Below are 24,186 nucleotides of genomic sequence, written 5' to 3'. Positions count from 1 at the left end.
CACACCGCGGGAAAACCCTCCCTGACAGAAGGCTTGGCTATCCGGAGAAGATTCGAGCACTTGCCGAAAGCAGGTTCATCAAAAAAAGTACCAATTATCAAATCCTCTTCGGTATCCGAGCATGGCGCGGGATCCCCTCTCTCGATTGGGAGAGGGGTAGGGGCGATCGGAGATCGCGCAGGGTGGCTCGGGTTAAGCAAGTATCCTGACCCGTGCCGCTGGAACCGGGACGGTTGCGTCTTCTTGCTGAAGCGTCCGTGCCTCACCCCCGGCCCCTCTCCCACTCGGGAGGGGCCTGTCGCAAACGCGAACGGATCCCCGCTCAAGGATCGTTAACCACACCTGCCCAGCCTGCCGCCTCCGCCTTGGAGCCGGCCCATGATCCTGTCCGCCATCGCCGCCAAGCTCAAGCAGCGCGCCAAGGCCGACTTCAGAGGCCGGCACGTCGAGGCGGCACTCATCGTGCAGGCGGTCGACTGGTACCTGCGCTACCCGCTGAGCTATCGCGATACCGAGGAGCTGTTCCTGGAACGGGGTCTGAGGGTTGACCACTCCACCCTGAACCGCTGGGTGCTCGCCTACGCGCCGCTGATCGAGAAGCGCCTGCGGCAGTTCCGTCGGCCCCCCCCTGCGGCTCGGTCCGGATCGACGAGACCTCCATCAAGGTGCGTGGCCAGTGGCGGTATCTCTACCGGGCCATCGACAAGCACGGCGCGACGGTCGACGTCCTGCTCACCGCACAGCGCGACCTCGATGCGGCTAAGCGCTTCTTCCGCAAGATGCTGCAGCATCAGCCGCTTTTCGCGCCCGACCGGATCGGCACCGATGGAGCCGGTCCCTACCCGCCCGGGATCGCCGACAGCCGCAAGACGGGTCTACTGCCACGCACGCCTATCCACCACGTCACCGAGCACCTGCAGCAGGGGATCGAGAGCGACCACCTCCGGGTGAAGCGGGCGATGCCCCGCGTGGGCGGGTTCCGCTCGTTCCACACGGCGCGGCGCACGATCCAGGGCTTCGAGGCCTTGCTGTGGCTGCGCAAGGGCTTCGGGTTAGCGGGCGCGTGGACTGTCGGGGAGCAGAACCAGCTCCTCACCACCTGCTTTGAACTTCCCGTCGCGAACAAAGCGTGAAAGCGGGGGCGGGCAGCCCCTCCTGCGACCTGAACCCGAGCTTGCGACAGGCCCGTCTGCGCGACCGGGCTCGACCTCGAGGCGTTCGCCCGGTGGCCGCACCTTCTCATTACGGAGAGGGGCGATGCCACCGGTGCCGTCGACCGCATCCTGACCTCGCGCGGCCTTCGCCGCCGCGTCGCCCTGACGGCCCCTCACGTCATGCTGGTGCCGATGCTCCTTCCCCGTACCGATCTCATCGTGACGACAGGCGGTCGCGCGGCTCGGATGTTCGCCGCGTCGGGACGGCTCCAGTTGCACGAGCCGCCTGTTCCGCTTCGGCCGTGGTCCCTGATGCTCGCGTGGCAGCGTCGCCGCGGCCGTGACGCCGGCTTATCATGGTTGCGCGATTGTATCCGAGACTGCGCTCCCGTCGATGTATCCTGATGGAGCTTATTTGGCATGCCTTTACCTCTATCATCTGACGACTCTTGAGAGACAGTTGGATGATAGTTGTATTCTGCTTCGCATGATCGCTGCGTGCCGCCTGCAACGTCGCCCGGTCGTCGCACGGGTCCGGATTCGACGGGTGCGGGACAAGCTTCAGGGCGCCCCGAGCGCGAGAGCCGCCGCCGGGACGCGGCCGACGGTGACCGCAGTCTCGGCGCAGATGTCACTCAGGGTGTGACGCATGATGCCCCCAGCGCCAGCTGAAGCGACCCGGTCCCCTTCAGGGCAAGCGAAGGGCTAAGTGCACCTCACAAAACTCCCGCCGCGCTGGAGGCGCCACGGTGAGCGACGACGGCGGTCGGGAGTTTTGTGAGAGACACTAAGTGCGGACGCGCCGTGCCAGCGCCGCGAGGGCTTCGAGCTGCTTCGCCAGGAAGCCGCGGGTCGCCTCGTCGGTGATCGTACCGCTTTCGACGTCGACCTTGCCGGCCACGCCGCCAACCATCACCTCCGGTTTGTTCAGGACATGCGCGTCGAGGAACACCAGGACTTGGCGGAGGTGGTACTGGCACCGCGCGCCGCCGATCATGCCCGGCGAAGCCGATTGAAGGGCCACCGGCTTGCCGGCGAAAGGGGCGGACGGCAGGCGCGAGAGCCAGTCCAGCGCATTCTTGAGCCCACCCGGGATCGAGTAATTGTACTCCGGAGTAACGATCAAGACGGCGTCGGCCGCCTTGATGGCCTCGCCCATGGCGACGACCTCGGCTGGAAACCCGTCCGCCTGGATGTCGGCATCGTACAGCGGGAACGCGCCGATCGAGCCGAGCGGCTCGACCGTCACCCCTTCCGACGCCAGGGCCGGGAGGGCCCGCGCGATGGCGGCGTTGCAGGAGCCTTTGCGCAGGCTGCCGACCAGGGTGACGAAGCGGAGGGTGCGAGGCGACGCGTCCATCGTGGCTGGCTCCAAGGTTCTCCGAGGGGAGGCGGTGGCGGCGTGGAAGGGCGTCCCGGTCAGGACGCGGGAATAGCGCCCGAGCGGACGAGGTCGCGCACGCGGTCGAGCGTCGCGGCGACGGCCGCCACGTAGGCGCCCCGCATCTCCTCGCCCTTCCGGCGCTCGGCATCGGGGCCCTCCTCGGCTCCCTCGAACGTCACCGCGAAGGTGAAGGTCAGGAGGAGCCCCGCCTCCGTGTCGCTGATCACGTTCGTGATCCAACCCGCGTTGTCGGGGCTGTCGATCCGCTCGAAAAGAACCTGGATCGGCGGCGTCAGCGTGATCCGCTCGCGCATGCGGCTGCCCCGGAAGCTCACGTCCCGCACGAGCCCCGTCGCCGTGCGTTCGACGACGTCGCAGGCTTCCATGCCAGGCACGAACGGCAGCGCGTTCTCGGCCTTCATGACCAGGCCTTGCCAGACCTGCTCGCGCGTCAAGGTCGGCGTGGTTCCGGTCGGGTTGACGGGTACGGCGTAGGACAGCGCGTAGATCGCGTGGCCTCCTTCGCGAGGAACAGGGGATCAGGGGAGCGGGATGATGTCCTCGGCATCCCCCGGCACGGTGTCGAAGCGCCCGGCCTTCCACTCGGCCTTGGCCTGCTCGATCCGCTCGGGCCGCGAGGAGACGAAGTTCCACCAGATGTGGCGCGGCCCGTCCATCGGCTCGCCGCCCAGCACCATGAAGCGGGCCGTCTCCTGCGCCCGCACCGTGATCCGGTCGCCGGGGCGGAAGACCAGCAGTTGCCCCGGCCCGAAGCGGTCGCCCGCCACCTCGATCGCGCCCGAGACCGTGTAGACCGCCCGCTCGTCGTAGTCGGGGTCGAGCGGCAGGCTCGCGCCCGCCTCCAGCTGCACGTCGGCGTAGACCATCGGGCTCGACGTGCGCACCGGCGAGCGCGCCCCGAAGGCCGCGCCCGCGATCAGCCGCACGCGCTTGCCCTCGCCGGCCAGCACCGGCAGGGCGTCGGCGTCGTAATGCTCGAAACCCGGTGCGCTCTCCTCGTCCTTCGCCGAGAGGGCGACCCAGGCCTGGAGGCCGAACATCCGGAAGCCCGTGCTGCGCAACGACTCCGCCGTGCGTTCGGAATGCACGATGCCGCGCCCGGCGGTCATCCAGTTGAGTTCGCCCGGGCGGATCGGCAGCACGGTGCCGAGGCTGTCGCGGTGCATGATCTCGCCGTCGAACAGGTAGGTGACGGTGGAGAGCCCGATATGCGGGTGGGGCCGCACGTCCATCCCCTGGCCAAGCAGGAACTCGGCCGGCCCCATCTGGTCGAAGAAGATGAAGGGGCCGACCATCTGGCGTTGCGCGGAGGGGAGCGCGCGGCGCACCGAGAAGGAGCCGAGGTCGCGGGCGCGCGGGACGATCACGGTCTCGATCGCGTCGCAGGAGAAGCGGTCGCCGGGGACCGGATCCTCGGCCGAGTGGTAGCTCATCCCTGTGTCCTTTCGTTGCGTCGACGAATAGCGCGGTGCTCGACCCTCGCAACGTCACCCGGTGGTCATGGACTGGTGGCGCCGCGGTCGTCGCGGTCCGGGGTGCGGGTCGACGAGGTCTGGGGCGATCCGGCCTCGGCGAGGCCCGGATGGGCCGGGAGGATCGGGACAGAGCGCAGCTGGCGGTCCCGGACCGGGTCGAATCGGCAGCCGTCGATCTCGGGCGCATCGACCGCGACGCGCACCAGCGTCGACATCCCGGGCTTGAGGAGCCCCCGGTCGGCGTCGTTCGCGCTCGCGCGGATGCGCACGGGGAAGCGCCGCACGATCTTGGTGAAGTTGCCCGTCGCGTTGTCCGCCGGGACGAGAGAGAATTCCGAGCCCGAGGCTGGGCCGACCGCCTCCACGTAGCCGCAGACCCGCCGGCCGCCGTAGGTGTCGAGGCCGATCCAGACCGGCTGGTCCGGGCGCATGCGCGCGAGCTGCGTCTCGCGGAAGTTCGCCTCGATCCATAAGCCCTCCCTCGGTACGATCGACAGCATCCGGGTTCCGGCCGTGACGTACTCCCCGACACGCGTGCGGCGGTTCGCGATCGTGCCTGCGACCGGCGCCCAGACCTCGGTGTCGTCCAGGGCGAGGCGGGCCGTGTCGAGGGAGGCTTGGGCGTCCGCGACCTTCGCCTCGGCCGCCGTCACGTCGGCCTGGAGCACGCCGAGTTGCCGGCGCTGATAGGCGAGTTGCGCCCGTGCCTGAGTCACCGCCGAGGTGGCGGTCACCTCGGCGGCGCTCGCCTGATCGAACGCCGCCTGCGTGCCCGCGCCGCGGGCGAGGAGGTCCCGCGCCCGGCCCAGAGTGAGCTCGGCATTCTGCGCCTGAGCCTCCGCCGACCGCAAAGCCGCCTCGGCCACCTCGATCTGGGAAGCCTGCAGGTCCAGGCGCGCCTTGGCTTGCCCGAGGCCGGCCCGGGCCTGGTCCAGCGTCGCCTGGGCGCGGGCGACGGCGGCGCGGAAGTCGCGTGGGTCGATACGCACCACGACCTGCTTGGCGTGCACGGCCTCGCCGTCGTCGGCGAGGATCGCGACGGCGTAGCCCGCCACGCGCGGGGACAGCGTCGTGATCTCCCCGCGCACGTAGGCGTCCTCGGTGGACTGGACCGCCCCGCGCATGTCCCATTCGCGCCAGCCGTACCACGCGGCCGCCACGAAGGCGGCGAGGAGGCACAGGGTGACGAGAAAGCGGCGCAGCGCGCTCATGTCGCCTCCGGACGGACGGGTTCGGGGGAGGCAGGGATGCGCGGCAGGAGCGGCACCAGCAGCGCGAAGCCGGCGAGCACTGCCGCGATGGCGAGGAACACGTCCCCGAAGGCGAGCGCGTAGGCCTGCCGGCTCGCCTCGCTCGCGAGTGCGGTGAGCGAGGCCGACTGGACGGCGCCCGCGTCGGGAATGAGGGTGCGGTAGGTGCGGGCGAGGTCGTCGAGCCGCGCGGCTGCAGCCTCGCTCGCGCCGGCGATGCCCTCGACGAGGCGGGCCGAGTGCCCGTTCTCGCGGACGCGCACGCCGTAAGCCACCGCGGCGCTCGCCGCCGAGGTGCCGAGCACGCGGGTGAGGTTGAACAGCCCCGCCGCCGTGGCGCCGGCGGCGGCCGGCACATCCCAGGTCGCGAAGGTCACCACGCTGGTGAGGAAGAAGCCCTGCCCGAAGCCGGCGAGCAGCATCGGCCCGGCGAACTGATCGCCCTGCCAGGACGGGTCGATCCGCGACGCGAAGGCGGCGGCGAGCGCGAAGGCTGCGAGGCCGAGCGCCAGCGCGACGCGTCCGTCCCGCCGCTTCAGCCAGAGCCACGCCAGTGGGAATCCCGCGAGTTGTCCGACCCCAAGCCAAAGGACCGCCTCCCCGGCCTGCTCCGGGCGAAAGCCCTGGAGCCGGGCGAGAGCCTGCGGCACGGCGAAACTCGCCATCAGCAGGCCGAAGCGCAGCGACAGCGCCTCCGCCATGCCGACCGCGAAGGTGGGTTTGGCGAGCAGCGACAGGTCGAGGTAGGGCGAGGCCGCGGTCAACAGGCGCGCGGACGTGAGGGCGAGGAGCGCGACTCCCGCCGCCGCGAGGGGTGCCACCCAAGCCGTCTCCAGCCAGAAGCGGCGTTCGCCCTGCTGCAGCACGAGAACGATCAGCATGGTGGCGCAGGAGAGGAGCGCGTAGCCGGGCCAGTCGATGCCGACGAGCCGGCCCGCCTGAACCGGCTCGTGCGGAAGGACGGTGAGAGCGAGGAGCGCGACGAGGGGCGTCCAGAGAAGATCGACGAGGAACACGCCCGTTCCGCCCCAGTGGCTCGTCGCGAGGCCGGTCGCGAGGGCCGCGACCGCGCTCGGCGCGGAGGACGCGAAAGCGAAGAGCATCAGCGGCAGGCCGCGCGCGCCCGGCGCGAAGGCGCGCATGGCGAAGGTCATCATGACGACGGGCAGGAGCCCGCAGGCGAAGCCCTGGGCGAAGCGGACCGGCACCAGGGCGGTCGGGGCGGCGAGCGCCGTCACCGCTAGGCACCCGGTCGCGATGGCGGCCCCGGCGACGACGCGGCGCACGCCGAAGGCGCCCGTCAGAGGGGCCGCGACGAGCACGGCCGCGCCCTCGGCCATGGCGCCCGCGGTCGGCACCCAGGACGCCTCGTCGGCCGAGAGCCCGAGCGCGCCGCCGAGGTCCGGAGCGGCGAGCAGGTGAGCCTGCATCGAGAAGCCGCCGAGCAAGGCGGCGACGCCGCAAGCCGCGAGCGCCGGCCAGGCGACCGCGGGCGGGACAGGCTGACCGGGCAGGAGCGTCGCCATGGGCGTCGTGCCTCTCGGGGCCGGCCCGTCAGGCCGCGAGCATCAGCTGGGCCTCGATCAGAAGCTCGACCTCGTCCGGCATCAGAGGACCGAGCAGGAAGTCGAGGCCGTGGCGCGAGCGCAGGAGGGTGCCGCGGGCCGAGAAGCCGACATGCGGCTTGCCCGAGCGGTGCTGGACGAGCGAGCCGTTGTAGCTCACGTCGAGCACGAGCGGCTGGGCGATGCCCCGGAAGTCGAGATTGCCGGTGACGCGCGCGGTCGCCTCGCCCGTGCGCTCGACCGTCGTCGAGGCGTAGGTGGCAAGGGGATGGCGAAGGGCGTCGAGGAGGTTGGCATCCTCGGCGAGTTCCCGGTCCCAATCCTTGTCGCCGCCCTGGTACTCGGTGCGGACGGATCGGAGGTCCACGCTCGCCTGCAGGCGCATCGACTCGACGGCGTCGGGCCGGAACTCGAGGGCGGCCGAGAACCGGCTGAAGCGCCCGACGTACCAGGCGAGGCCGAGATGCTTGATACGCCAGAGCACGCTCGAATGGTTGACGTCTGCCTCGTAGTGGCCTGCCGGCGCCGTCTCGTTCGTCATCCCCTGACCTCCCGGGAGAGCGCCGTCACCACCTTGTCGAGGGTGACCGGCAGCTGTGTGAAGCGGTATCCGGTGGCGTGCCAGACCGCGTTGGCGATGGCCGCCGCCGAGCCCACCGTGCCGATCTCGCCCGCGCCCTTGGCGCCGACCTCGTTCGCCGCGTAGTCCGCCTCGCCCACGAAGCCGATGTCGAAGGCCGGCATCATGGCCATGCCGGGCAGCCAGTATTCGGTGATGCCCGCCGAGATGATGCGGCCCGTGGCGGGGTCGGGCACGATCTGCTCGGAGAGCGCCATGCCGAGCCCGAACACGATTCCGCCGAGCACTTGGCTGCGGGCCTGGAGCGGGTTGAGCACCCGGCCGATGTCGCAGCGCGAGGTGAAGCGGGTCACGCGCACGAGCCCGAGCCGCGGGTTCACCCGTACCTCCGCGAAGTGCGCCGCGTAGGCGTAGGTCGCCGCCCGGTCGGTCTTCGGCAGCCGGATCGTGTTGATGCCGGACGCCAGCGTTGCGAAGGCCTTCTCGTCGAGTTCCGGCGGACCGGCCCGGCGCGTCACGCTCAAGGCGTGTGCCCCCTCGGCCCGCAGCACCGCGAGAGCGCCCGGGAGCCCGCCCCGCGCCATGATCTCGGCCGCCAGCGCCTCGGCGGCGGCCTTCACGGCCGGGCCGATCGTCGCCGCGTTGCGCGAGGCGCCGTGGACGGGCGCGGCCGGCAGGTCGGTGTCGCCGAGCCGCACGCGGATGCGCCCGAGCGGCAGGCCGAGCGCGTCGGCGGCGACCTGCGCCATCAGCGTCGTGGTGCCCGAGCCGATCTCGTGGGTCGCCGATGCGAGTTCGACGGTGCCGTCCGGCAACAGGCTCGCGCGCACCTCCGCCTGGCTGCGGTACGCGCCGTAGCAGCCCGCCGCCATGCCGGTGCCGACAAGCTCGTCGCCGTCGCGCAGCGTCCCCGGCGCGGAGGGGCGCCCGGCCCAGCCGAAAGCGGCGGCGCCCTCAGTCAGGCACTGCCGCATCGCGTTCGAGGTGAACGGCACCCCGTCCTCCGGGTGGCGCGCGGGCAGGTTGCGCAGGCGCAGCTCCACCGGGTCGAGGCCGAGCCGCTCGGCGAGGGTGTCCATCGCGACTTCGAGCGCGAAGGAGCCGTAAGCCTCGCCCGGGGCCCGCATGTTCGTCGGCGTCGTCGTGTTGACGCGCAGGAGCGTGTGCCGCGTTTCCAGGTTCGGCACGTCGTAGAGCACCTCCGTCACCTCGCCCACAGCCCGCACGAAGGTGTCGGCGACCGACGTCTGCGAGGCGGCGTGCTGGCGGATGGCGAGGAGCTTGCCATCCGCGTCGGCACCGAGCGCGATGCTCTGGTGGGCCGCCGGCCGGCAGCCGGTCGCGAGGTGCATCTGTGCACGCGAGAGAACGAGCCGCACGGGCTTGCCAGTGATGTGTGCGGCGAGCGCGGCCAGCACCGTGTGCGGGTAGGTGAAGCACTTCGCCCCGAAGCCGCCGCCGACGAAGGGCGCCACGACCCGCACTCTGTCGAGGGGCAGCCCGAGGCTGCGCGCCACCATGTTGCGGCAACCGAGCACCCACTGTGTCGAATCATGCACGACGAGCCCGCCCTGCCCGTCGGGCGTCGCCACCGTGGCGGCGAGTTCCATCGCCGCCTGGCTGTGGCCGGGCGTGTCGGCGGTCATCTCGACCGTGACGGCGGCCTCCCGCAACGCCGCGCCCGGGTCGCCCCGCGACAGGTCGAAGACCTTGGCGAGCGGGGGCGGCAGGGGCTCGCGCTGCCCCTCGCCGGAGAGGAGCGCCCAGGTGCTCTGGTGTGCGGCCTCCTCGTACCGGACAGCGATGAGGTCGGCTGCGGCCTGCGCCTCCTCGGAGCTTTCTGCCACCACCACGGCGACCGCCTGGCCGGCGTAGCGGATCTCGTCGTCCTGCAGGGGCGGGCGGCCCTCGCCGGCGGGACCGCGCGGGAAGATCTCGACGGGCGCGAGCCTGGGAGCGTTGCGGGCCGTGATGACCGCGACGACCCCCGGCGCCGTCTCGGCCGCGGCCGTGTCGAGATCGGCGATGCGGCCGGCCGCCACCGTGGCCCCGACCACCACGGCGTGGTGCAGGTCGGGGTAGAGGTCGGCGCCGTGCTCGGCGACGTAGCGGGCGCGGCCGGTGACCTTGAGCGCGCCCTCGACGCGCGTCACGGACCGACCGAGGAGGGGCTCGGCGCTCATCGGGCGGCTCCGGATCTCAGGGCCTCGGTCAGGGCCTCGACCACGACCTCGCGCACGAGGGTGGCCCGGTAGGCGGTCTGCGGGTCGGTGGCGGCGTCCGCGAGGGCGGCCTCGGCCACCTCCCGGAACGCGGCCTCGTCGGGCGCGCGCCCGTGCAGCAGCGCCGCGGCTTGCGGCACCAGCCAAGGCCTGTGAGCGACGCCGCCGAGCACGAGTGACGCTTCCGCGATCGACCCGTCCTCACTCCGCAGCAACGCTGCCGCGGAGGCGAGCGCGAAGCCGTCGCGCGGCACCTTGGCGTAGTGCCCGCGCCAGCCGGGCCGGGCGGGGAGGCTCACGGCGGTGACGAGTTCGCCGGGGTGGAGGTTGGTCTCGCGGGTCGGGTCGTCGCCCGGAAGCCGGTGATAGGCCGTGATCGGGATCACGCGCGTCGCGCCCGTCGGATCGGCGAGGTGCAGGCGGGCGCCGAGCGCGGTCAGCGCGACGCAGAGGTCGGAGGGGTGGACCGCGATGCAATCGCGCGCCGCCTCGCCGCCGAGGATCGCGTGCCCGTGATGCACGCCGGCCTTCGCGGCGCACCCTGAGCCCGGTGCCTTCTTGTTGCAGGCGAAGGCGGCCTCGCGGAAGTAGATGCAGCGCGGGCGCTGCGTGACGTTGCCGCCGAAGGTGGCCGCGTCGCGCAGTTGCGGCGTCAGCCCCTTCAGGATGGTCTCGACGAGGAGCGGCCATCCCTGCCGCACGCGGGGATCGCGGGCGACGCGGGCGAGGGTGGCGGCGGCCCCGACGCGCAACTCGCCCTCCTCGACCGCGACGCCGGCGAGGTCGGGCGCGTGGGTGAGATCGACGACGCGGCTCGGACGGGCGACGTCCTGCTTCATCAGGTCGAGGAGCGTCGTGCCCCCGCCGAGATAGGCGGCCCCGGGATCCTCCCCCGCCGCCGCGACCGCCTCCGCGGCAGAGGCCGCCCGGAGGTAGGCGAACGGCCTCATGGCGTTCCCTCCGTCGCCGGCAGCACGCTGGCGATGGCGGCCCTGATGTGGTCGTAGGCGCCGCAGCGGCAGAGGTTGTCGAGCGCCTCCGGGATGTCCTCAGGGTCCGCGATGTCGCCGGCCGCGATGGCGCCGAGCGCCGACATGATCTGGCCGGGCGTGCAGTAGCCGCACTGGAAGGCGTCGTGGTCGATGAAGGCCTGCTGCAGCGGGTGCAGCGTGCCGTCGGGCGCCGCCACGCCCTCGATGGTCGTGACCGCCCGCCCCTCGGCGGAGGCGGCGAGCATCAGGCAGGAGACCCGGCGCTCGCCATCGACCAGCACCGTGCAGGCTCCGCACAGGCCGTGGTCGCAGCCCTTCTTGGTGCCGGTGAGGTGGAGGTGGTCGCGCAGCGCGTCGAGCAGCGTCACCCGCGGGTCGAGAACCAGCGCGTGGTCCGCCCCGTTGACGCTGAGCGTGAGGGGGATCGGGCTCATCCGTCGACCTTTAGAGCTGCTTCTTGCCGGCGCGGATGCCGTCGAGGCGCTCGGCGATGGTGTCCCAGTCGACGATCTCCCAGAACCGGCTCAGCCACTCGGCCCGGCGGTTGCGGTATGTGAGGTAGTAGGCGTGCTCCCACAGGTCGCAGGCGATCAGCCCCGGCGCGGGCTCGGGCAGCGTCAGCACGCTGTCCTGGTTCGGCAGGGCCACGATCTCCAGGCGGAAATCCCGTTTGGGGCGGGCGACAAGGAAGGCCCAGCCCGAGCCGAAATGCCTCGTCCCGGCCTCCTCGAACTGCGCCTTGAAGGCCTCGTAGGAGCCGAAATCCCTGTCGATGGCCTTGGCGAGGTCGCTCGAGGGCCGGCCCGGTCCGTTCGGGGTCAGGATCTTCCAGAAGAACTGGTGGTTGGCGTGGCCGCCGCCGTGGTTGCGCACGGCCGCGCGGATGTCATCGGGCACTTCGGCGAGGTGGCGCAGCACGTCCTCGATGGTGCGCCCGAGCCACTCGGGGTGCTTGGCGAGGGCGGCGTTGACGCCCTCCACGTAGGCGCGGTGGTGGGCGCCGTGGTGCAGCCGCATCGTCTCGGCGTCGATGACGGGGGCGAGCGCGCCCTCGTCGAAGCGCAGGGGCGGCAGGGCGTACGGCCCGACGGGGGGCGTCGTCTCGGCGGTCACGGGTGTCTCCTCTCCTGCGTTCGCTCGGGGGGCCGTCACAACCGCGGCTGGACGGCAGGCAGCACGTCGGTGAACAGGAGCCGGATCAGCTCCGAACCGTGCGGCGTCGCCCAGTCCTGCGCGAGTTCGGCGATGATGGTGTTCGTCGCCGTGAACTGGACGCCGGCGCGCTCCATGCGGTGACGCGCGGTCTCCTCCGAGAGCGCGAAGGGCGAGCCCGAGATGTCGAGCACCGCCTGGACCTCGTAGCCGGCCTCGACGGCGCTGATGGTCGGGTAGATCAGGCAGACGTCCGTGGTGACGCCGCCCATGATGAGCTGGCTCCGGCCGGTGCCCTCGACGGCGGCCCGGAAGGCGGGATCGTCCCAGGCGTTGACGATGCCCTCGCGCTTGACGCGGGCTGCGAAGGCCCCGGGCAGGAGGTCCGCGAGTTCGCCCATCAGCGGACCCTGGATGCGGCCCTCCTGGCTCGACGTCAGGACGACCGGCAGGCCGAGGATCTTCGCCGCCTTGGCGAGGGCCAGGGTGTGGCGCTTCACCTGCTCGACGTCGAGCGTCTTGATGAGTTGCATCGTGCCGACCTGGTGGTCGATCAGGATCAGGGCCGAGGTCTCGGGACGGAAGGGCTTGGGCATCAGGGCTCCTGCGCAAGGCGGGTGCGTCGAAGGCCGGGCGGTCCGGCTGACCGAACCACGCGCTGAACCTGATTGAGCGTGGCGTTGCAGCCTTCCTTGCCACGGCCTATTGTCGCTGAGTAGACGCTAGATTGAAGACACTGCGTCTTGAAATGAAAGACAATGACGCTCAATAAGATCGAAGCCCTTCGCACCTTTGCGGCGGCGGCCGAGGCTGGGAGTCTCGCGGGCGGCGGCCGCGCGCTCGGGCGTACGCGCGATCAGGCGAGCAAGCTGCTCGCCGCGCTCGAAGCCGATCTCGACGTGGCGCTCTTCGAGCGCTCGACGCGGTCGCTCGTCCTCACGGAGGCGGGGGCCGCCTACCTCGACACCGTCCGGCGGGTGCTGCGCGACCTCGACGCGGCCGACGCGGCGGTCCGGTCGGGGATGGCCGAGGTGCGCGGGCCCCTGCGGGTGAACGCCCCGATGCTGTTCGGCATGCTACGCCTCGCGGCGCTGATCCCGGAGTTCCTGGCGCGCTACCCGGAGGTGGCACTCGACGTGCGGCTCGACGACCGCCTGATCGAGGATCCGAGCGCCCTGGCGGACGTGACGCTGCGCATCGCCGCGACGGCACCGGAGGACTACGCCACGCGCGTGCTCTGCACGGTGGCCCGGCATCTCTGCGCGGCGCCCACCTACCTGTCGCGTCGGGGCCATCCCGCCTCTCCCGACGCGATCCGCGAGCATGCCTGCCTGCACTACGGCAATCTCGCTTCTGGCGGGGAGTGGGTGCTCGACCGGGCCGGCGAGGTCCGGCGCATCCCGATCCGCGGGCACCTCGCTGCCAACAACGGCCTCGTCCTGCGCGAAGCGGCCCTGGCCGGCCAGGGGATCGCCATCCTGCCGGACTTCGTTTGCGCCGCCTATTTGGCGGCCGGGCAGCTGGAGGTCGTCCTGCCCGACTGGCGCGTCCCGGACATCCACGTCTTCGCGATGGTGCCCTCGGTCCGACAGCACGCGCCGAAGCTCCAGGCCTTCATCGATTTCCTGGCCGAGCGTTTGCACGCACCGGACGGGGCATAGCGCGACGTTCGCCACGCGGAGTTCCGGCCCGTTCGGCTGTATAGATTTCCAGGAGCCGAGGCTGCTCTGTTTGTCGGGAGAACCCGATGACGGCGGGAGCGTCGGTCGCCGACAGGCTGGAGGTCGTCAACGTGCCGGGACCCGCTGATGCTTTGGCCATCGCGGTCAGGTCGGCTTCCGGCTTTATAGCGGACGTACGAAGCAGGGGAGCGGAAGGTCCGGAAGGGGTCAGCAGTTCGCATTCGTTTTGTTCTGCTATGCGCCGATTTTGTTGAAAAACTCCAACGCCACTCGAGGCAGTGCTCCGCGCCAGACGTCGTGAAGAATAAATTTCTACCGACGCCACTCCCGCCGGCAAAAAATGCGAGCGTGTTGCCGCCTGAGGCGATGAAATTTCTCCTTCTCGAGGCATGAGACGAGGCCGCAGGTGCCAGCTGCGAGCTTTTCAATACAATCCGCCACTTGCAGATATTTCAGCGACGGCAGTGGAATGGCGGCTTAATGCTTGATAGCGGACTATTTCAAGCGGCTGCAAATCGCACCATGCGGTCCGCTTAAGCCGAGATGATGAAATGCCACGCATCCGCAACCGCCCTTTTCTAGGAAGAAGTTGCAGGCGGGCTTCGAAGTCTGCAACGCGGCTGAGCAGGTATGACCCAACCCGCGACGCCGCCTTTTCCGGGAGTGCACGACCGACGCACCGCATTGCGACGGTTATCGCACTCGCCTGCCGTACGTCGCCACCAAGGTCGCCAGCCAGCGGCTCGAGGGATGTTCCTCGCACAGCGTCACGATCGCGATCACGATCGGCACGCCGATAAACGCCCCGGGGATGCCCCACAGGAATGTCCCGAAGAAGACAGAGAACAGAAGCACGAACGGCGAGATCGACACGGCGTTGCCGGCGACGCGTGGCTCCAGGTAGCTCCCCACCAGGAACTGGATGAGATTGAGGCCGGCGAAGACGATCAGACCCGCCTGCCATGACGAGAACTGCGCCATCGCGTAGAGGGTTGGGAAGGTCGTGGCGACGAGCGGCCCAATCACCGGGATGTAGTTCAGCACGAACGCGATGACCCCCCATTCAACCGCGAGGGCGACGCCCGCGAGTGAGGCGAACGCTCCCACGAGGAGCCCGGTCAGCAGGCTCATCACGGTCCTGACGAGCATAAAGCGCCGCAGCTTTGCGGCCGTCCTCGCGCTCGCGACGAGCAGGAACTGCCCGAACTCCCGCCGGGGTGCGAGGCGGAGCCGTCTCGCCGCGTCCTCCACCTCGAGCAGGCCGAGGATGACGTAGATCAGGATCACGAACAAGAACGTGGCCATTTCGCTCATCCGGTTCATGACCTCTGGCAGCACGCGGAGCATCCCGCGCACGTTGACGTGTTCGGCCCAGAGACCTGCGAGCACGACGCCGTGGGCCTCCAGCCACTCCGCCATCTGGGCGTAGATCGCCTGGATGCGGGCTGCGTCGGCGATCACCGACCGGACGACCCGGGTGAAGCCCCACGCGATGAGCGACGCGAACGTCGCGATGATCACCGTCGTGGCCGACACGGTGACCAAGAGGGCGACGAGCTTCGGCAGCGCCTTCTGGAGTTGCAGCTGGACCGGCCAGACGACGGCGATGACGAAGAGCGCGAATGCGACCGGCGCGAAGACTGTTCGGGCGAGGGACAGCGCGGCCCCGATCAGGATAACGGCGCAGAGGCCGTTCAACGCGCGGCCGATCGCCGGTTCGTGCATGGCGCCGTCTCCTCGTCGTTGCATTGGCCGGCGGGGGCGGGATCCGCCCGAAGCGCGAGAGCAGGCGATCCTGCAAGGCAGGGAATTTGCCGCTGCGCCAGCAATTCGATCGATCGCGATCGCTTTGCTTACGAGAGTATTCGCCTGAGCGCAGAGGCTGAAAGCATAGTATCACATTGCATTGCGGGCCGTACGGTCGCGATAGATTGGGGTGAGTAACTTTTGTAGTTTCGATACCTACAGCTGAGATGCCATCCTATGTGAGCCCTCGCCGTCTCGAGATAACCCGACGGGTGCACGATGCGTGTTCTGATCGCCGATGAGCATGATATCGTGCGAATAGGCGTTCGCGCCATCCTAGAAAATTCCAGCAGTCATGAAGTCTGTGGAGAAGCATTCGACATCGAATCAACACTAGATGTCGCACGCGCGAGCAAACCTGACGTTATAATGCTGGAATATTTGCCAACAAGTTTCGGCTCTTCGGAAGTCGTTGTTGATATTAAGAAAAATTTTCCGGACACAAGCGTAATGATGCTGACAGGGTATGGCGAGAAAGACTTGATCTCTGAGACTTTGCAGGCCGGTGCGCGGGCCTATCTTCTGAAGAGCGAAGCCGTAGACCACATGCTGCTGGCCTTGGATGCGGTGGCGAGAGGCAAGACTTATCTCAGCACGGCTGCCTCGACATCGCTCGCGGAGGTCTGGGCGAGCGGTTTCCAGCAACGCCCGATGCTGACGATGAGGGAGCGGCAGATCATACGACTCATCGCGGAAACGTGCAGCATTAAGGATATTGCCGAAAAGCTCAACCTGAGTCCTAAGACCGTCGAGGCGCACAAGACCTCGGCGATGCATAAGCTGAAACTCAGAAACATCGCGGAGCTGGTCAGATATGCGATTCGACACAGGCTGATCGCACCCTAAGGCTGGTTTTGAGATCTCGCCGCCGTTCCGAGATCATTCCCTCAAATACTCTGGTGCACCGACCCGATGTCATAGCGTGAGATCAATCCAGTCCGGGTGGCGGGGGAGCCGAGATGAGCCAGAGCGTGAAGCCGCGTCCCCGGCAGTTGATCGATTTGGCGTTGCAGGGAGGCGGGTCGCACGGGGCATTCACCTGGGGGGTCCTCGACCGCCTTCTGGAGGAGCCCTGGATCGAGATCGAGGGCATCTCGGGCACATCGGCCGGCGCCATGAACGCCGCCGTGATGGTGGACGGCTACGCTCGCGATGGACGCGCGGGCGCGCGGGAGGCGCTTGCCCGGTTCTGGCAGCAGGTCTCGGATGCCGCCGCGCTCAGTCCCCTGCAGCGAAGCCCGCTCGACGTCGTCCTGGGCCGGTGGACCCTCGATCACTCCCCGGCCTACCTCGCGCTGGACCTGATGGCGCGGGTGTTCTCGCCCTACGATTTCGGCGCGGCAAACCCACTCGGCCAGATCCTCGCGGCGTCGGTGGATTTCGGCCGCCTGGCTCGCGCGCCGATCAAGCTGTTCATCACTGCCACGAACGTACGCAACGGAAGGCCGCGCGTGTTTCGCAACGCGGACCTCTCCCCGGAGGTTCTGATCGCCTCGGCCTGCCTCCCCACCCTGTTCCAGGCCGCGATGATCGACGGCGAGGCGTACTGGGACGGCGGCTATGCAGGCAACCCGACCATCACGCCGCTCGTCAGGGAGTGCGTCGCGGACGACATCATCCTGGTGGCGATCAACCCGGTTGAGCGGCCGGACCTGCCCCGCACGGCGCGGGACATTCTTAACCGGGTGAACGAGGTCTCGTTCAACGCGGTGCTGCTGAAGGAGTTGCGCATGATCGCGCTGCTTCGTCAGGTCGCCGACCCGGGCGGCGCCGAGACCGCGCACTGGGCGCGCATGCGCATCCACCTCGTCCGCAGCGAGCGGCTGATGGAGTTCGGCGCCTCCTCGAAGCTCAATGCCGAGGCGGCTTTCCTCGCCCTGCTGCGCGAGGAGGGACGGCGCGCCGCGGAGGCTTTCCTCACCGCGCGCGGGAGCGACCTCGGGCATCGCTCGACGCTCGACATCGACCGCCTGCTGGATGGGGCGTGAGGCATGGGGCTCGTCGGCATCATCCTCGCCCTCGCGCTGCTCGTAGGGCTGGCGTTCCGGGGCTGGAGCATCCTGCTGCTCGCCCCGCTCGCGGCCCTGCTGGCGGCCGCCTTCGCGGGCGAGCCGCTTCTCGCCCACTGGACGCAGACGTTCATGGGCAGCGCCTCCGGCTTCCTGGCGCAGTTCTTCCCCCTGTTCCTCCTCGGCGCCCTGTTCGGGAAGCTGATGGAGGACAGCGGCTCGGTCTCGGCCATCGCGCAGTGGATGATCGCGCGGCTCGGCACGCAGCGGGCCATGCTGGCCGTCGTGCTGGCGGGGGCCGTCGTTACCTACGGCGGCGTTAGCCTGTTCGTCGCCTTCTTCGTGCTCGCGCCGATGGCCGAGGCGCTGTTCCGGACCGCCTCTATCCCGCGACGGCTGATGCCGGCCGCGATCGCGCTCGGCACCTCGACCTTCACCATGTCGGCGATGCCGGGCACGCCGGCGATCCAGAACGCGATTCCGATGCCGTTCTTCGGCACGACCCCCTTCGCCGCGCCGGGCCTCGGGCTCCTGGCCTCGGCGATCATGCTGGGCTTCGGATTGTGGTGGCTCGCACGCGCCGCCGCTGGGGCGCGCCGGGGCAACGAGGGCTTCGGCGACGAGGCGCCGCCGGTCCGGGCCGACGAGGCATCCCTCCTGCGCGAGCGGGCGGCCACGTCCTGCGCGTTCGACCCGCCCGAGGCCCTCAGCGCCGCCCCGGCGCCGAAGCCCCCGCCATTCGGCCTCGCGGTGATGCCGCTCGCCGTTGTGATCGCCGTGAACCTGCTGATGTCGTTCGTGGTCCTGCCCCGGATGGACACCGGGTTCCTGGCGCAGCCCCGCTGGGGAGAGACGTCGCTCCAGGCAGTGGCGGGCGTCTGGTCGGTCGCGGTGGCGCTGACCGCCGCGATCCTCGTCCTCCTCGGCGTCAGTGGGCGGCGCCTGCCGTCCCTGCGTGAGAGCATCGATGCCGGCGCGAACGCGGCCGTGCTCCCGGCCTTCAGCGTCGCGAGTCTCGTCGGGTTCGGAGCGGTGATCGCGGCCCTGCCGGCCTTCGCGCTGGTCCGCGACTGGGTGGTCGGGATCGAGGGAGGTCCCCTGGTCTCCCTCGCAGTTGCCACGAACATCCTCTCGGCGCTCACGGGCTCGGCCTCGGGCGGCCTGACGATCGCGCTCGATGCCCTGGGACCGACCTACCTGCGGCTTGCCGCCGAGCACGGCATCGATCCAGGTCTCCTGCACCGCGTCGCGGTGATCGGCGCGGGCACGCTCGACAGCCTGCCGCACAACGGCGCCGTGGTGACGCTCCTCGCTGTGTGCGGTTCGACTCATGCCCGGAGCTACGTCGACATCGTCATGGTCAGCGTGGCGAGCGCGCTCGCCGCCCTCGTGGCGGTGATCGTGCTGGGCGGGACGCTCGGTTCGTTCTGAGACAGGGAGCGATCCCCGGGGCGCGGCCTGCAGCGCCTTACGATGACGCCGCGGGCCACGTTCTCGCGGCGACTCCGACACAGGCCGTCACCAGGCAGGCGAGCACCAGGAAATCTCCCAGCAGCCCGATCGCGCCGCCGACCCAGCCCGCGACCGCGTAGCCGACGGCGAGGGAGAGATTGAACAGCGCGAACTGCGCCGCGTAGAGTGCCGGCTTCTCCTCGGGAGAGCCGGACCGGCGCAGCAGGTTCCCGGCCGGCGTATGCGCGAGCCCGCAGCACAGGCCGAGCACGAACCAGAGCGGCAGCAGGGTCGCGTAGCCGAGCACCAGCGGCGCGATGCCGAGGGCTGCGCCGGCAGCGCCTGCCCCCGCGAGCATCACCGTCCGGTCGGCGGTCCGCCGAAGCAGATGCGGCATGAGCAGCGCCCCGACCAGGGATCCCATCCCGAAGCAGGTCAGCGCGATGGCCGTCTCGCGCTCCCCGAGCCCGATCCGGTTCTGCACCAGCACGACGGTGTTCACCGCCACCATGGCGGAGGCGAGGGCAACCGCGAGGTTGAGCGCGATCAGGGCCCGCAGCCGCGGCGTCCCGAGGAAGATCCGCCATCCCCGCGTCAGGCGCCGCCCGAGGTCGGCGGTCGCGTGGCGACGGGGGGCGGGCAGGACGAGGGACGCGGTGATCGCCGCGGCGAGGACGAAGCCGAGGGCCGCGCCCGCGAACACTCCTCGCGCATCGACGACGAGCAGAAGGGCTGCGGCCAGCATCGGGCTCGCCACGTTCTCCAGTTCGCCGATCGTGCGGAAGAGCGAGAGCGCGCGTAGGTACTCCCCCTCGTCGGGGAGGAGGTCCGGGATCGTCGCTTGATAGGCCGGCGTGAAGGCCGCGGAGGCGAGCTGAAACAGCACCACAACGAGATAGAGATCCATCACCCCAGTCACGAAGGGCAGCAGCAGGATGGCGCCGGTCCGCACGAGGTTGAGCGTCACGAACAGGGTGCGGCGCGCAAGGCGGTCGACGAGGGCGGCCATCAGCGGCGCGGCGAGCGCGTAGGTGAGCATCTTGATCGCCAGGGCATTGCCGAGGACGACGCCCGCATCGGCGCCGGCGATCGTGAAGGCGAGCAGGGAGAGCCCCACCGTCGCGAGGCCGGTGCCGAGGAGCGCGAGCCCGTGCGCCGCGAAGAGGAGCGGGTAGGCGCGGCCGCCTCCCGCGGCCGGATGCTGCTGCTGTGCGAGGCCTCTCTCGACCTCGTCCGTCATGGTGAAGCGTGCGCCGGCAGCGGCCGACCGGTCTCGGGGACAGCCATGGGCGGCTTTTGCGGCCGGGCGCGGAACCACGTGACGTAGAGCGTCGGCAGGAAGATCAGCGTGAGCAGGGACGCGACGAGCAGGCCGCCCATCACGGCGATCGCCATGGGTCCCCAGAACACCGTAGGGGCGATCGGGAGCATGCCCAGCACTGTGGAGCCGGCTGTGAGGAGGATCGGCCGAGCCCGCGAGAGGCTCGCGTTGATGACCGCAGTCCAGACTGGGTCGCCCTCGTCCCGGCAGGCCTCGATCTGCGTGAGCAGGATCACCGCGTTGCGAGCGACCATGCCAAGCAGCGACAGGATTCCCAGGATCGCGACGAAGCCGAGCGGCTGACGGAACACCAGCAGGGCCAGCACGACGCCGATGACGCTGAGGGGAACGACCGCCAAAACCAGGAAGGTGCGCGCGAAGCCACCGAGCTGAAAGATCAGGATCGTCACGGTCATGAGCAGCATGGCGGGCACGACGGCAAGGACCGAGGCGCGTGACTGGGCGCTCTCCTCCACGATCCCGCCCGTCTCCACCCGGTAGGGCGTGCCCAGACCGGCGTTCACGGCCTTGATGGCCGGCGCGAGGTCCGACACCGCCGCCTCCGCCAGGAGGCCCGGCGCGACGTCGGCTCTCACAGTCAGCGTCGGAAGGCGGGCGCGACGCCAGATGAGCGGCATTTCCTGCGCGTAGCCGAACCGGGCGAACTGGCTCAGCGCCACGGTCCTCCCGCTGGGCAGGGGCACCTGCATTGTCTCCAGGGCCGCCACGGAGGCACGCTCGTCCGCCATGGCCCTCGCCACCACGTCGACGAGATAGATGTCGTCCCGCACCTGCGTGATCACCGTGCCGGTCATCGCCGATTGCAGCGTCGCCGCGAGACTTTCCGAACTCAGCCCGATGAGGCGGGCCTGATCCTGATCGACCTCGATCCGCAACTGGCGGCGCGGCTCCATCCAGTCGAAGTTGATGTTGCGCACCCCCGGATGACCCGCCATCGCCTGCGCGACCTGGACGGCAATCGACCGCACGGTCGCGATGTCCGGTCCGGTCGCGCGGTACTGGATCGGCCAGCCGACCGGAGGTCCAAGTTCGAGCGGGTAGACCCGTGCGACCGCCTCGGGCAGTTCCTCCGCGAGGAACGCGCCGAGCCGATCCCGCAGGCGGTCTCGTCCGGGCACGTCGTGCGCGACGACGACCGCCTGCGCGAAGAAGTCGTTCGGAAGCTGGACGTTGAGCGGCAGGTAGAAGCGTACCGCGCCGCGGCCCACATAGGTGCTCCACTGAGCAACGTCCGGGTGGCCTTTCAGGAACCGGTCGAGGCGCTTGGCGGCATCGTCGCTCGCGTGGATGGACGCCCCCTGGGGCAGCGTCAGATCCACGACGAGTTCGGTCCTGTCGGATGACGGAAAGAACTGCTGGGGCACGAAGCGGACCGCGACGACCGCCGCCGCGAAGGCCGCCACTGTGACGGCGATCGTGAGCCAGCGCCGCCGCATCGCGGCCTGCAGGACCGACACGTAGAGGCGCGCGAGCCGGCCGGGACCCGCACCCTTCGCGCGCTGCGGCGCGCGCACGATCGCCGCCCCGATCAGCGGCGCAAAGATCACCGCCACGAACCAGGACACGACCTGGGCAATCGCCACGACGGCGAAGATCGAGAAGGTGTACTCGCCGGCCGTGCTCCGCGCGAAGCCGATCGGAACGAAGCCCGCGATGGTGACAAGCGTCCCGGCCAGCATCGGTGTGGCGAGCGTGCGGTAGGCGTAGGTTGCCGCGTCGTGGGGGGAGTCCCCGGCCGCAAGACGCCGCAGCATCGAATCGACCGTGGTCATCGCGTCGTCGACGAGGAGCGTCAGGGCGATGATGAGGGCGCCGAGGGAGACCCGGTGCAGGTCGATCCCTGCCCACGACATCAGGGGGAAGACGATCGCGAGGGTGAGCGGGATCGAGCAGGCGACGACGGCGCCCGGCCTGAGCCCGAGGCTGATGAAGCTGACCACGATGATGATCAGGATGGATTGCCACAGCGAGGTCGTGAACTCGCCGATCGCCGTGCTGACCGTCCGGGCCTGGTCGGCGACAAGGACCGGCTCGATCCCGACCGGCAGGTCGGCGGAGATCGCGCGCATCTCGCGCGCGAGCCCACGCTCGAGGGCGAGGATGTCTCCGGCCTTCCGCATCGCGATCGCGAGACCGATCGCGGGATGCCCATTGACGCGAAAGAGCGGCTGCGGGGGATCGCTGTAGCTGCGCCTCACCTGCGCGATGTCTGTGAGGCGGATCATGCGCCCGCCGGCCGCGAGGTTGACAGCCTCAACGTCCTTGACCGTCTCGAACGCCCCCGAGACGCGCACTGAGAGCTGCTCCATGCCGGTCTCGATCACCCCTGCCGGGCGCACGACGTTCTGGGCGCGCAGCGCGGCGATGATGGAGGGATAGTCGAGCCCGAGGGCGGCGAGGCGTTCGGTCGAGAATTCCAGGAAGATCCGCTCGTCCTGCGCGCCGAGCACCGCGATTTTCGACACGTCCTTGACCAAGAGGAGGCGCGACCGGATGGTCTCGACCGCGTCGCGCAACTCGCGGTGCGTGAAGCCGTCGCCCGTGAAGCCGTAGATGATGCCGTAGGTATCGCCGAAATCATCGTTGAAGCCCGGCCCGACGACGCCGGTCGGCAGGGTGTGGCGGATGTCCCCGATGCGCTTGCGGACTTGATACCAGAGATCGGGGACCTCCCTCGGCGGGGTGGAACCCTCCAGGTCGACGAAGATCGTCGCCGTGCCGGGGCGGGTGAAGCTGCGCACCGTGTCGAGATGCGGCGTCTCCTGGACCGCGCGCTCGATCCGCTCGGTGACCTGCTGCAGCGTGTCCTCAATCGTTGCGCCCGGCCACTCGGCCTGGATGATCATCGTGCGGAAGGTGAAGACCGGGTCCTCGGCCCGGCCGAGACGCTGGTAGGCGACCGCGCCGGCCACGATCGACGCTAGCATCAGGTAGATCACGATCGAGGGGCGCCGGACCGACCACTCCGCCAGGTTGGGCCCGATCATGACGCCGCTCCCAGCAGCCGCACCTTCTGCCTGGGGCGCAAGGCGTGAACCCCGGCGGTTACCACGATCTCGCCCGGCGAGACGCCGCGGGCAATCAGGGCGCGGGATTGGTTGAAGCGGGCGAGTTCGACCGCGCGCAGGTCGACGGCCATCGTCGCCGGATCGACGATCCAGACGGCCGGGTGCTCGCCCTCCGCGATGAGCGCCGTCGCTGGGATCTCCAGCTCGCCGTCGCGATCGACGTGCATCCGGCCCGTGACGGCCGCGCCGAGCCGCATCTGCGGCGGCGGATCACTCAGCCCGACCCGGACTTGGAACGTCCCCGTCACCGGATCCGCCCGCGGCGAGATCTCGCGCACCCGGCCACGGGCTCTGACCGCCGCGTCCGTCGTCAGGGTCACCTCGATTGCCGGGTCCGGCGACGCTCGATCCTTGATCGCGGCCGGCACGTCGAACACGGCGTCCTTGCCGTCGTGGCGGGCGATCTGCACGATCATCTGTCCCGCTCGGACGATCTCGCCCTGCTCGGCCCCGCGCTGCGTGACCGTCCCGGGCGCGTCGGCCTTGAGTTCGGTGTCGCTCGCGCGTTCCTCCGCGATGCGTAGCTGGGCGAGGGCGGCATCGAACTGAGCGCGCGTGGTGTTCTGCTGCTGAAGCGCCTGATCGTAGCGGACGCGCGTCGTCCAGCCGCCAGCGAGCAATTCGCGCTGCCGTCCATAGTTGTTCCGCGCTTCGTCGTACTGACCTTGGGCCGCCACCACAGCGGCCTGGGCGGCCCGGACCGCGCTCCGCTCGTTCTCCGGATCGAGGCGCGCCACGACCTGGCCGGCTTTGACCCCGTCTCCCACGGAGACGAGGCGTTCGATCATGCGCCCGTCGATGCGGAACGCGAGATTGACTTCCACCTGCGGCTGGACGGTCCCAGTCAGCGAAACAACTTCGCCTTCGCTCCGCTGGCCCACCGTGACGACCCGGACGGGCCTAATCTCGGCAGACGGGGGCGGGGTGGAGTCGTTGCAGCCGGTCAGAAGCAGCGCCGCGGCAGCGATCGGTGCCGGGAACCGGTGGCGAGGCACGACCATGGCTTTGTCCAACCCCATCCAGAACATGCCA

At 69.9% G+C, this 24,186-nt stretch carries 19 protein-coding genes and 2 pseudogenes; 6 read left to right on the top strand and 15 right to left on the bottom strand.

Features of this window, described 5'->3' with window-relative positions; translation table 11 throughout:
• Positions 1-378 precede the first annotated feature (378 nt).
• Together ACW9J6_RS00720 and ACW9J6_RS00715 are read left to right on the top strand one after the other, a co-directional pair.
• Positions 379-1,133: pseudogene (locus ACW9J6_RS00720) on the top strand (IS6 family transposase).
• Between the two features lie 78 nt (positions 1,134-1,211).
• Positions 1,212-1,559 (top strand): annotated as a pseudogene (locus ACW9J6_RS00715) (LysR substrate-binding domain-containing protein); the annotation flags it as partial.
• Positions 1,560-1,941: 382 nt separating this feature from the next.
• Here the strand turns inward: ACW9J6_RS00715 and ACW9J6_RS00710 are convergent.
• From ACW9J6_RS00710 to ACW9J6_RS00660, 11 genes are all read right to left on the bottom strand, one after another.
• Positions 1,942-2,514: an NADPH-dependent FMN reductase gene (locus ACW9J6_RS00710; protein WP_457114498.1), complete on the bottom strand. Its 573-nt coding sequence runs from the start codon at positions 2,512-2,514 to the stop codon at positions 1,942-1,944.
• 59 nt (positions 2,515-2,573) lie between these two features.
• Complete coding sequence (locus ACW9J6_RS00705) at positions 2,574-3,038, bottom strand: SRPBCC family protein (protein ID WP_457114725.1); 465 nt, start codon at positions 3,036-3,038, stop codon at positions 2,574-2,576.
• 39 nt (positions 3,039-3,077) lie between these two features.
• Positions 3,078-3,992, bottom strand: a complete 915-nt coding sequence (locus ACW9J6_RS00700; protein WP_457114497.1) for a pirin family protein — start codon at positions 3,990-3,992, stop codon at positions 3,078-3,080.
• Between the two features lie 65 nt (positions 3,993-4,057).
• Positions 4,058-5,245 carry an HlyD family secretion protein gene (locus tag ACW9J6_RS00695; RefSeq protein WP_457114496.1) on the bottom strand — a complete coding sequence of 396 codons (1,188 nt, stop codon included), beginning with the start codon at positions 5,243-5,245 and terminating at the stop codon, positions 4,058-4,060.
• Entirely contained in the window at positions 5,242-6,810 is a 1,569-nt protein-coding gene (locus ACW9J6_RS00690) for an MFS transporter (protein WP_457114495.1), read from the bottom strand. The genes ACW9J6_RS00695 and ACW9J6_RS00690 overlap by 4 nt, the downstream gene beginning before the upstream one ends.
• Before the next feature lie 28 nt (positions 6,811-6,838).
• Positions 6,839-7,390 (bottom strand): YceI family protein, encoded by a 552-nt coding sequence (locus tag ACW9J6_RS00685; RefSeq protein ID WP_457114494.1) that lies wholly within the window; start codon positions 7,388-7,390, stop codon positions 6,839-6,841.
• Positions 7,387-9,612, bottom strand: coding sequence for a xanthine dehydrogenase family protein molybdopterin-binding subunit (locus ACW9J6_RS00680; protein WP_457114493.1), 2,226 nt, complete (start codon positions 9,610-9,612; stop codon positions 7,387-7,389). Before ACW9J6_RS00680 ends, ACW9J6_RS00685 begins: the two co-directional genes overlap by 4 nt.
• Positions 9,609-10,601 (bottom strand): FAD binding domain-containing protein, encoded by a 993-nt coding sequence (locus ACW9J6_RS00675; protein WP_457114492.1) that lies wholly within the window; start codon positions 10,599-10,601, stop codon positions 9,609-9,611. The genes ACW9J6_RS00680 and ACW9J6_RS00675 overlap by 4 nt, the downstream gene beginning before the upstream one ends.
• Entirely contained in the window at positions 10,598-11,077 is a 480-nt protein-coding gene (locus ACW9J6_RS00670; RefSeq protein WP_457114491.1) for a (2Fe-2S)-binding protein, read from the bottom strand. The genes ACW9J6_RS00675 and ACW9J6_RS00670 overlap by 4 nt, the downstream gene beginning before the upstream one ends.
• A gap of 10 nt (positions 11,078-11,087) precedes the next feature.
• A complete protein-coding gene (locus ACW9J6_RS00665; RefSeq protein ID WP_457114490.1) occupies positions 11,088-11,756 on the bottom strand; it encodes a superoxide dismutase in 669 nt (222 codons plus the stop codon).
• Positions 11,757-11,791: 35 nt separating this feature from the next.
• Entirely contained in the window at positions 11,792-12,391 is a 600-nt protein-coding gene (locus tag ACW9J6_RS00660) for an isochorismatase family protein (protein WP_457114489.1), read from the bottom strand.
• A gap of 162 nt (positions 12,392-12,553) precedes the next feature.
• Between ACW9J6_RS00660 and ACW9J6_RS00655 the strand changes: the two genes are divergently transcribed.
• A complete protein-coding gene (locus tag ACW9J6_RS00655) occupies positions 12,554-13,456 on the top strand; it encodes a LysR substrate-binding domain-containing protein (protein ID WP_457114488.1) in 903 nt (300 codons plus the stop codon).
• A gap of 714 nt (positions 13,457-14,170) precedes the next feature.
• Here ACW9J6_RS00655 and ACW9J6_RS00650 read toward each other — a convergent pair.
• Positions 14,171-15,202, bottom strand: coding sequence for an AI-2E family transporter (locus ACW9J6_RS00650; RefSeq protein ID WP_457114487.1), 1,032 nt, complete (start codon positions 15,200-15,202; stop codon positions 14,171-14,173).
• Between the two features lie 300 nt (positions 15,203-15,502).
• Between ACW9J6_RS00650 and ACW9J6_RS00645 the strand changes: the two genes are divergently transcribed.
• The 3 genes from ACW9J6_RS00645 (at position 15,503) to ACW9J6_RS00635 (ending at position 18,723) form a co-directional block, all read left to right on the top strand.
• Positions 15,503-16,129, top strand: coding sequence for a LuxR C-terminal-related transcriptional regulator (locus ACW9J6_RS00645; RefSeq protein WP_457114486.1), 627 nt, complete (start codon positions 15,503-15,505; stop codon positions 16,127-16,129).
• Between the two features lie 113 nt (positions 16,130-16,242).
• Positions 16,243-17,271 carry a patatin-like phospholipase family protein gene (locus ACW9J6_RS00640; protein WP_457114485.1) on the top strand — a complete coding sequence of 343 codons (1,029 nt, stop codon included), beginning with the start codon at positions 16,243-16,245 and terminating at the stop codon, positions 17,269-17,271.
• A gap of 3 nt (positions 17,272-17,274) precedes the next feature.
• Positions 17,275-18,723 (top strand): GntP family permease, encoded by a 1,449-nt coding sequence (locus ACW9J6_RS00635; RefSeq protein WP_457114484.1) that lies wholly within the window; start codon positions 17,275-17,277, stop codon positions 18,721-18,723.
• A gap of 37 nt (positions 18,724-18,760) precedes the next feature.
• Here ACW9J6_RS00635 and ACW9J6_RS00630 read toward each other — a convergent pair whose 3' ends face one another.
• The 3 genes from ACW9J6_RS00630 to ACW9J6_RS00620 are packed head-to-tail and all read right to left on the bottom strand — an operon-like array spanning position 18,761 to position 24,182.
• Entirely contained in the window at positions 18,761-19,984 is a 1,224-nt protein-coding gene (locus ACW9J6_RS00630) for an MFS transporter (RefSeq protein WP_457114483.1), read from the bottom strand.
• Positions 19,981-23,073, bottom strand: coding sequence for an efflux RND transporter permease subunit (locus ACW9J6_RS00625; RefSeq protein WP_457114482.1), 3,093 nt, complete (start codon positions 23,071-23,073; stop codon positions 19,981-19,983). Before ACW9J6_RS00625 ends, ACW9J6_RS00630 begins: the two co-directional genes overlap by 4 nt.
• Positions 23,070-24,182, bottom strand: a complete 1,113-nt coding sequence (locus ACW9J6_RS00620) for an efflux RND transporter periplasmic adaptor subunit (protein ID WP_457114481.1) — start codon at positions 24,180-24,182, stop codon at positions 23,070-23,072. Before ACW9J6_RS00620 ends, ACW9J6_RS00625 begins: the two co-directional genes overlap by 4 nt.
• Between the last annotated feature and the right edge of the window lie 4 nt (positions 24,183-24,186).

Source organism: Methylobacterium sp. JK268 (genome assembly GCF_054052225.1).
Note: the sequence above shows the minus strand (reverse complement) of the source record. Positions and strands in the feature narration are given on the sequence as shown.

What these genes read in the sequence shown, in the direction of transcription:
- ACW9J6_RS00710 (WP_457114498.1), bottom strand. Translation starts at nt 2,514, where the DNA reads ATGGACGCGTCGCCTCGCACCCTCCGCTTCGTCACCCTGGTCGGCAGC.
- ACW9J6_RS00645 (WP_457114486.1), top strand. Translation starts at nt 15,503, where the DNA reads ATGCGTGTTCTGATCGCCGATGAGCATGATATCGTGCGAATAGGCGTT.
- ACW9J6_RS00640 (WP_457114485.1), top strand. Translation starts at nt 16,243, where the DNA reads ATGAGCCAGAGCGTGAAGCCGCGTCCCCGGCAGTTGATCGATTTGGCG.
- ACW9J6_RS00620 (WP_457114481.1), bottom strand. Translation starts at nt 24,182, where the DNA reads ATGTTCTGGATGGGGTTGGACAAAGCCATGGTCGTGCCTCGCCACCGG.
- ACW9J6_RS00635 (WP_457114484.1), top strand. Translation starts at nt 17,275, where the DNA reads ATGGGGCTCGTCGGCATCATCCTCGCCCTCGCGCTGCTCGTAGGGCTG.
- ACW9J6_RS00630 (WP_457114483.1), bottom strand. Translation starts at nt 19,984, where the DNA reads ATGACGGACGAGGTCGAGAGAGGCCTCGCACAGCAGCAGCATCCGGCC.
- ACW9J6_RS00700 (WP_457114497.1), bottom strand. Translation starts at nt 3,992, where the DNA reads ATGAGCTACCACTCGGCCGAGGATCCGGTCCCCGGCGACCGCTTCTCC.
- ACW9J6_RS00655 (WP_457114488.1), top strand. Translation starts at nt 12,554, where the DNA reads ATGACGCTCAATAAGATCGAAGCCCTTCGCACCTTTGCGGCGGCGGCC.
- ACW9J6_RS00660 (WP_457114489.1), bottom strand. Translation starts at nt 12,391, where the DNA reads ATGCCCAAGCCCTTCCGTCCCGAGACCTCGGCCCTGATCCTGATCGAC.
- ACW9J6_RS00680 (WP_457114493.1), bottom strand. Translation starts at nt 9,612, where the DNA reads ATGAGCGCCGAGCCCCTCCTCGGTCGGTCCGTGACGCGCGTCGAGGGC.
- ACW9J6_RS00690 (WP_457114495.1), bottom strand. Translation starts at nt 6,810, where the DNA reads ATGGCGACGCTCCTGCCCGGTCAGCCTGTCCCGCCCGCGGTCGCCTGG.
- ACW9J6_RS00695 (WP_457114496.1), bottom strand. Translation starts at nt 5,245, where the DNA reads ATGAGCGCGCTGCGCCGCTTTCTCGTCACCCTGTGCCTCCTCGCCGCC.
- ACW9J6_RS00670 (WP_457114491.1), bottom strand. Translation starts at nt 11,077, where the DNA reads ATGAGCCCGATCCCCCTCACGCTCAGCGTCAACGGGGCGGACCACGCG.
- ACW9J6_RS00675 (WP_457114492.1), bottom strand. Translation starts at nt 10,601, where the DNA reads ATGAGGCCGTTCGCCTACCTCCGGGCGGCCTCTGCCGCGGAGGCGGTC.
- ACW9J6_RS00650 (WP_457114487.1), bottom strand. Translation starts at nt 15,202, where the DNA reads ATGCACGAACCGGCGATCGGCCGCGCGTTGAACGGCCTCTGCGCCGTT.
- ACW9J6_RS00685 (WP_457114494.1), bottom strand. Translation starts at nt 7,390, where the DNA reads ATGACGAACGAGACGGCGCCGGCAGGCCACTACGAGGCAGACGTCAAC.
- ACW9J6_RS00625 (WP_457114482.1), bottom strand. Translation starts at nt 23,073, where the DNA reads ATGATCGGGCCCAACCTGGCGGAGTGGTCGGTCCGGCGCCCCTCGATC.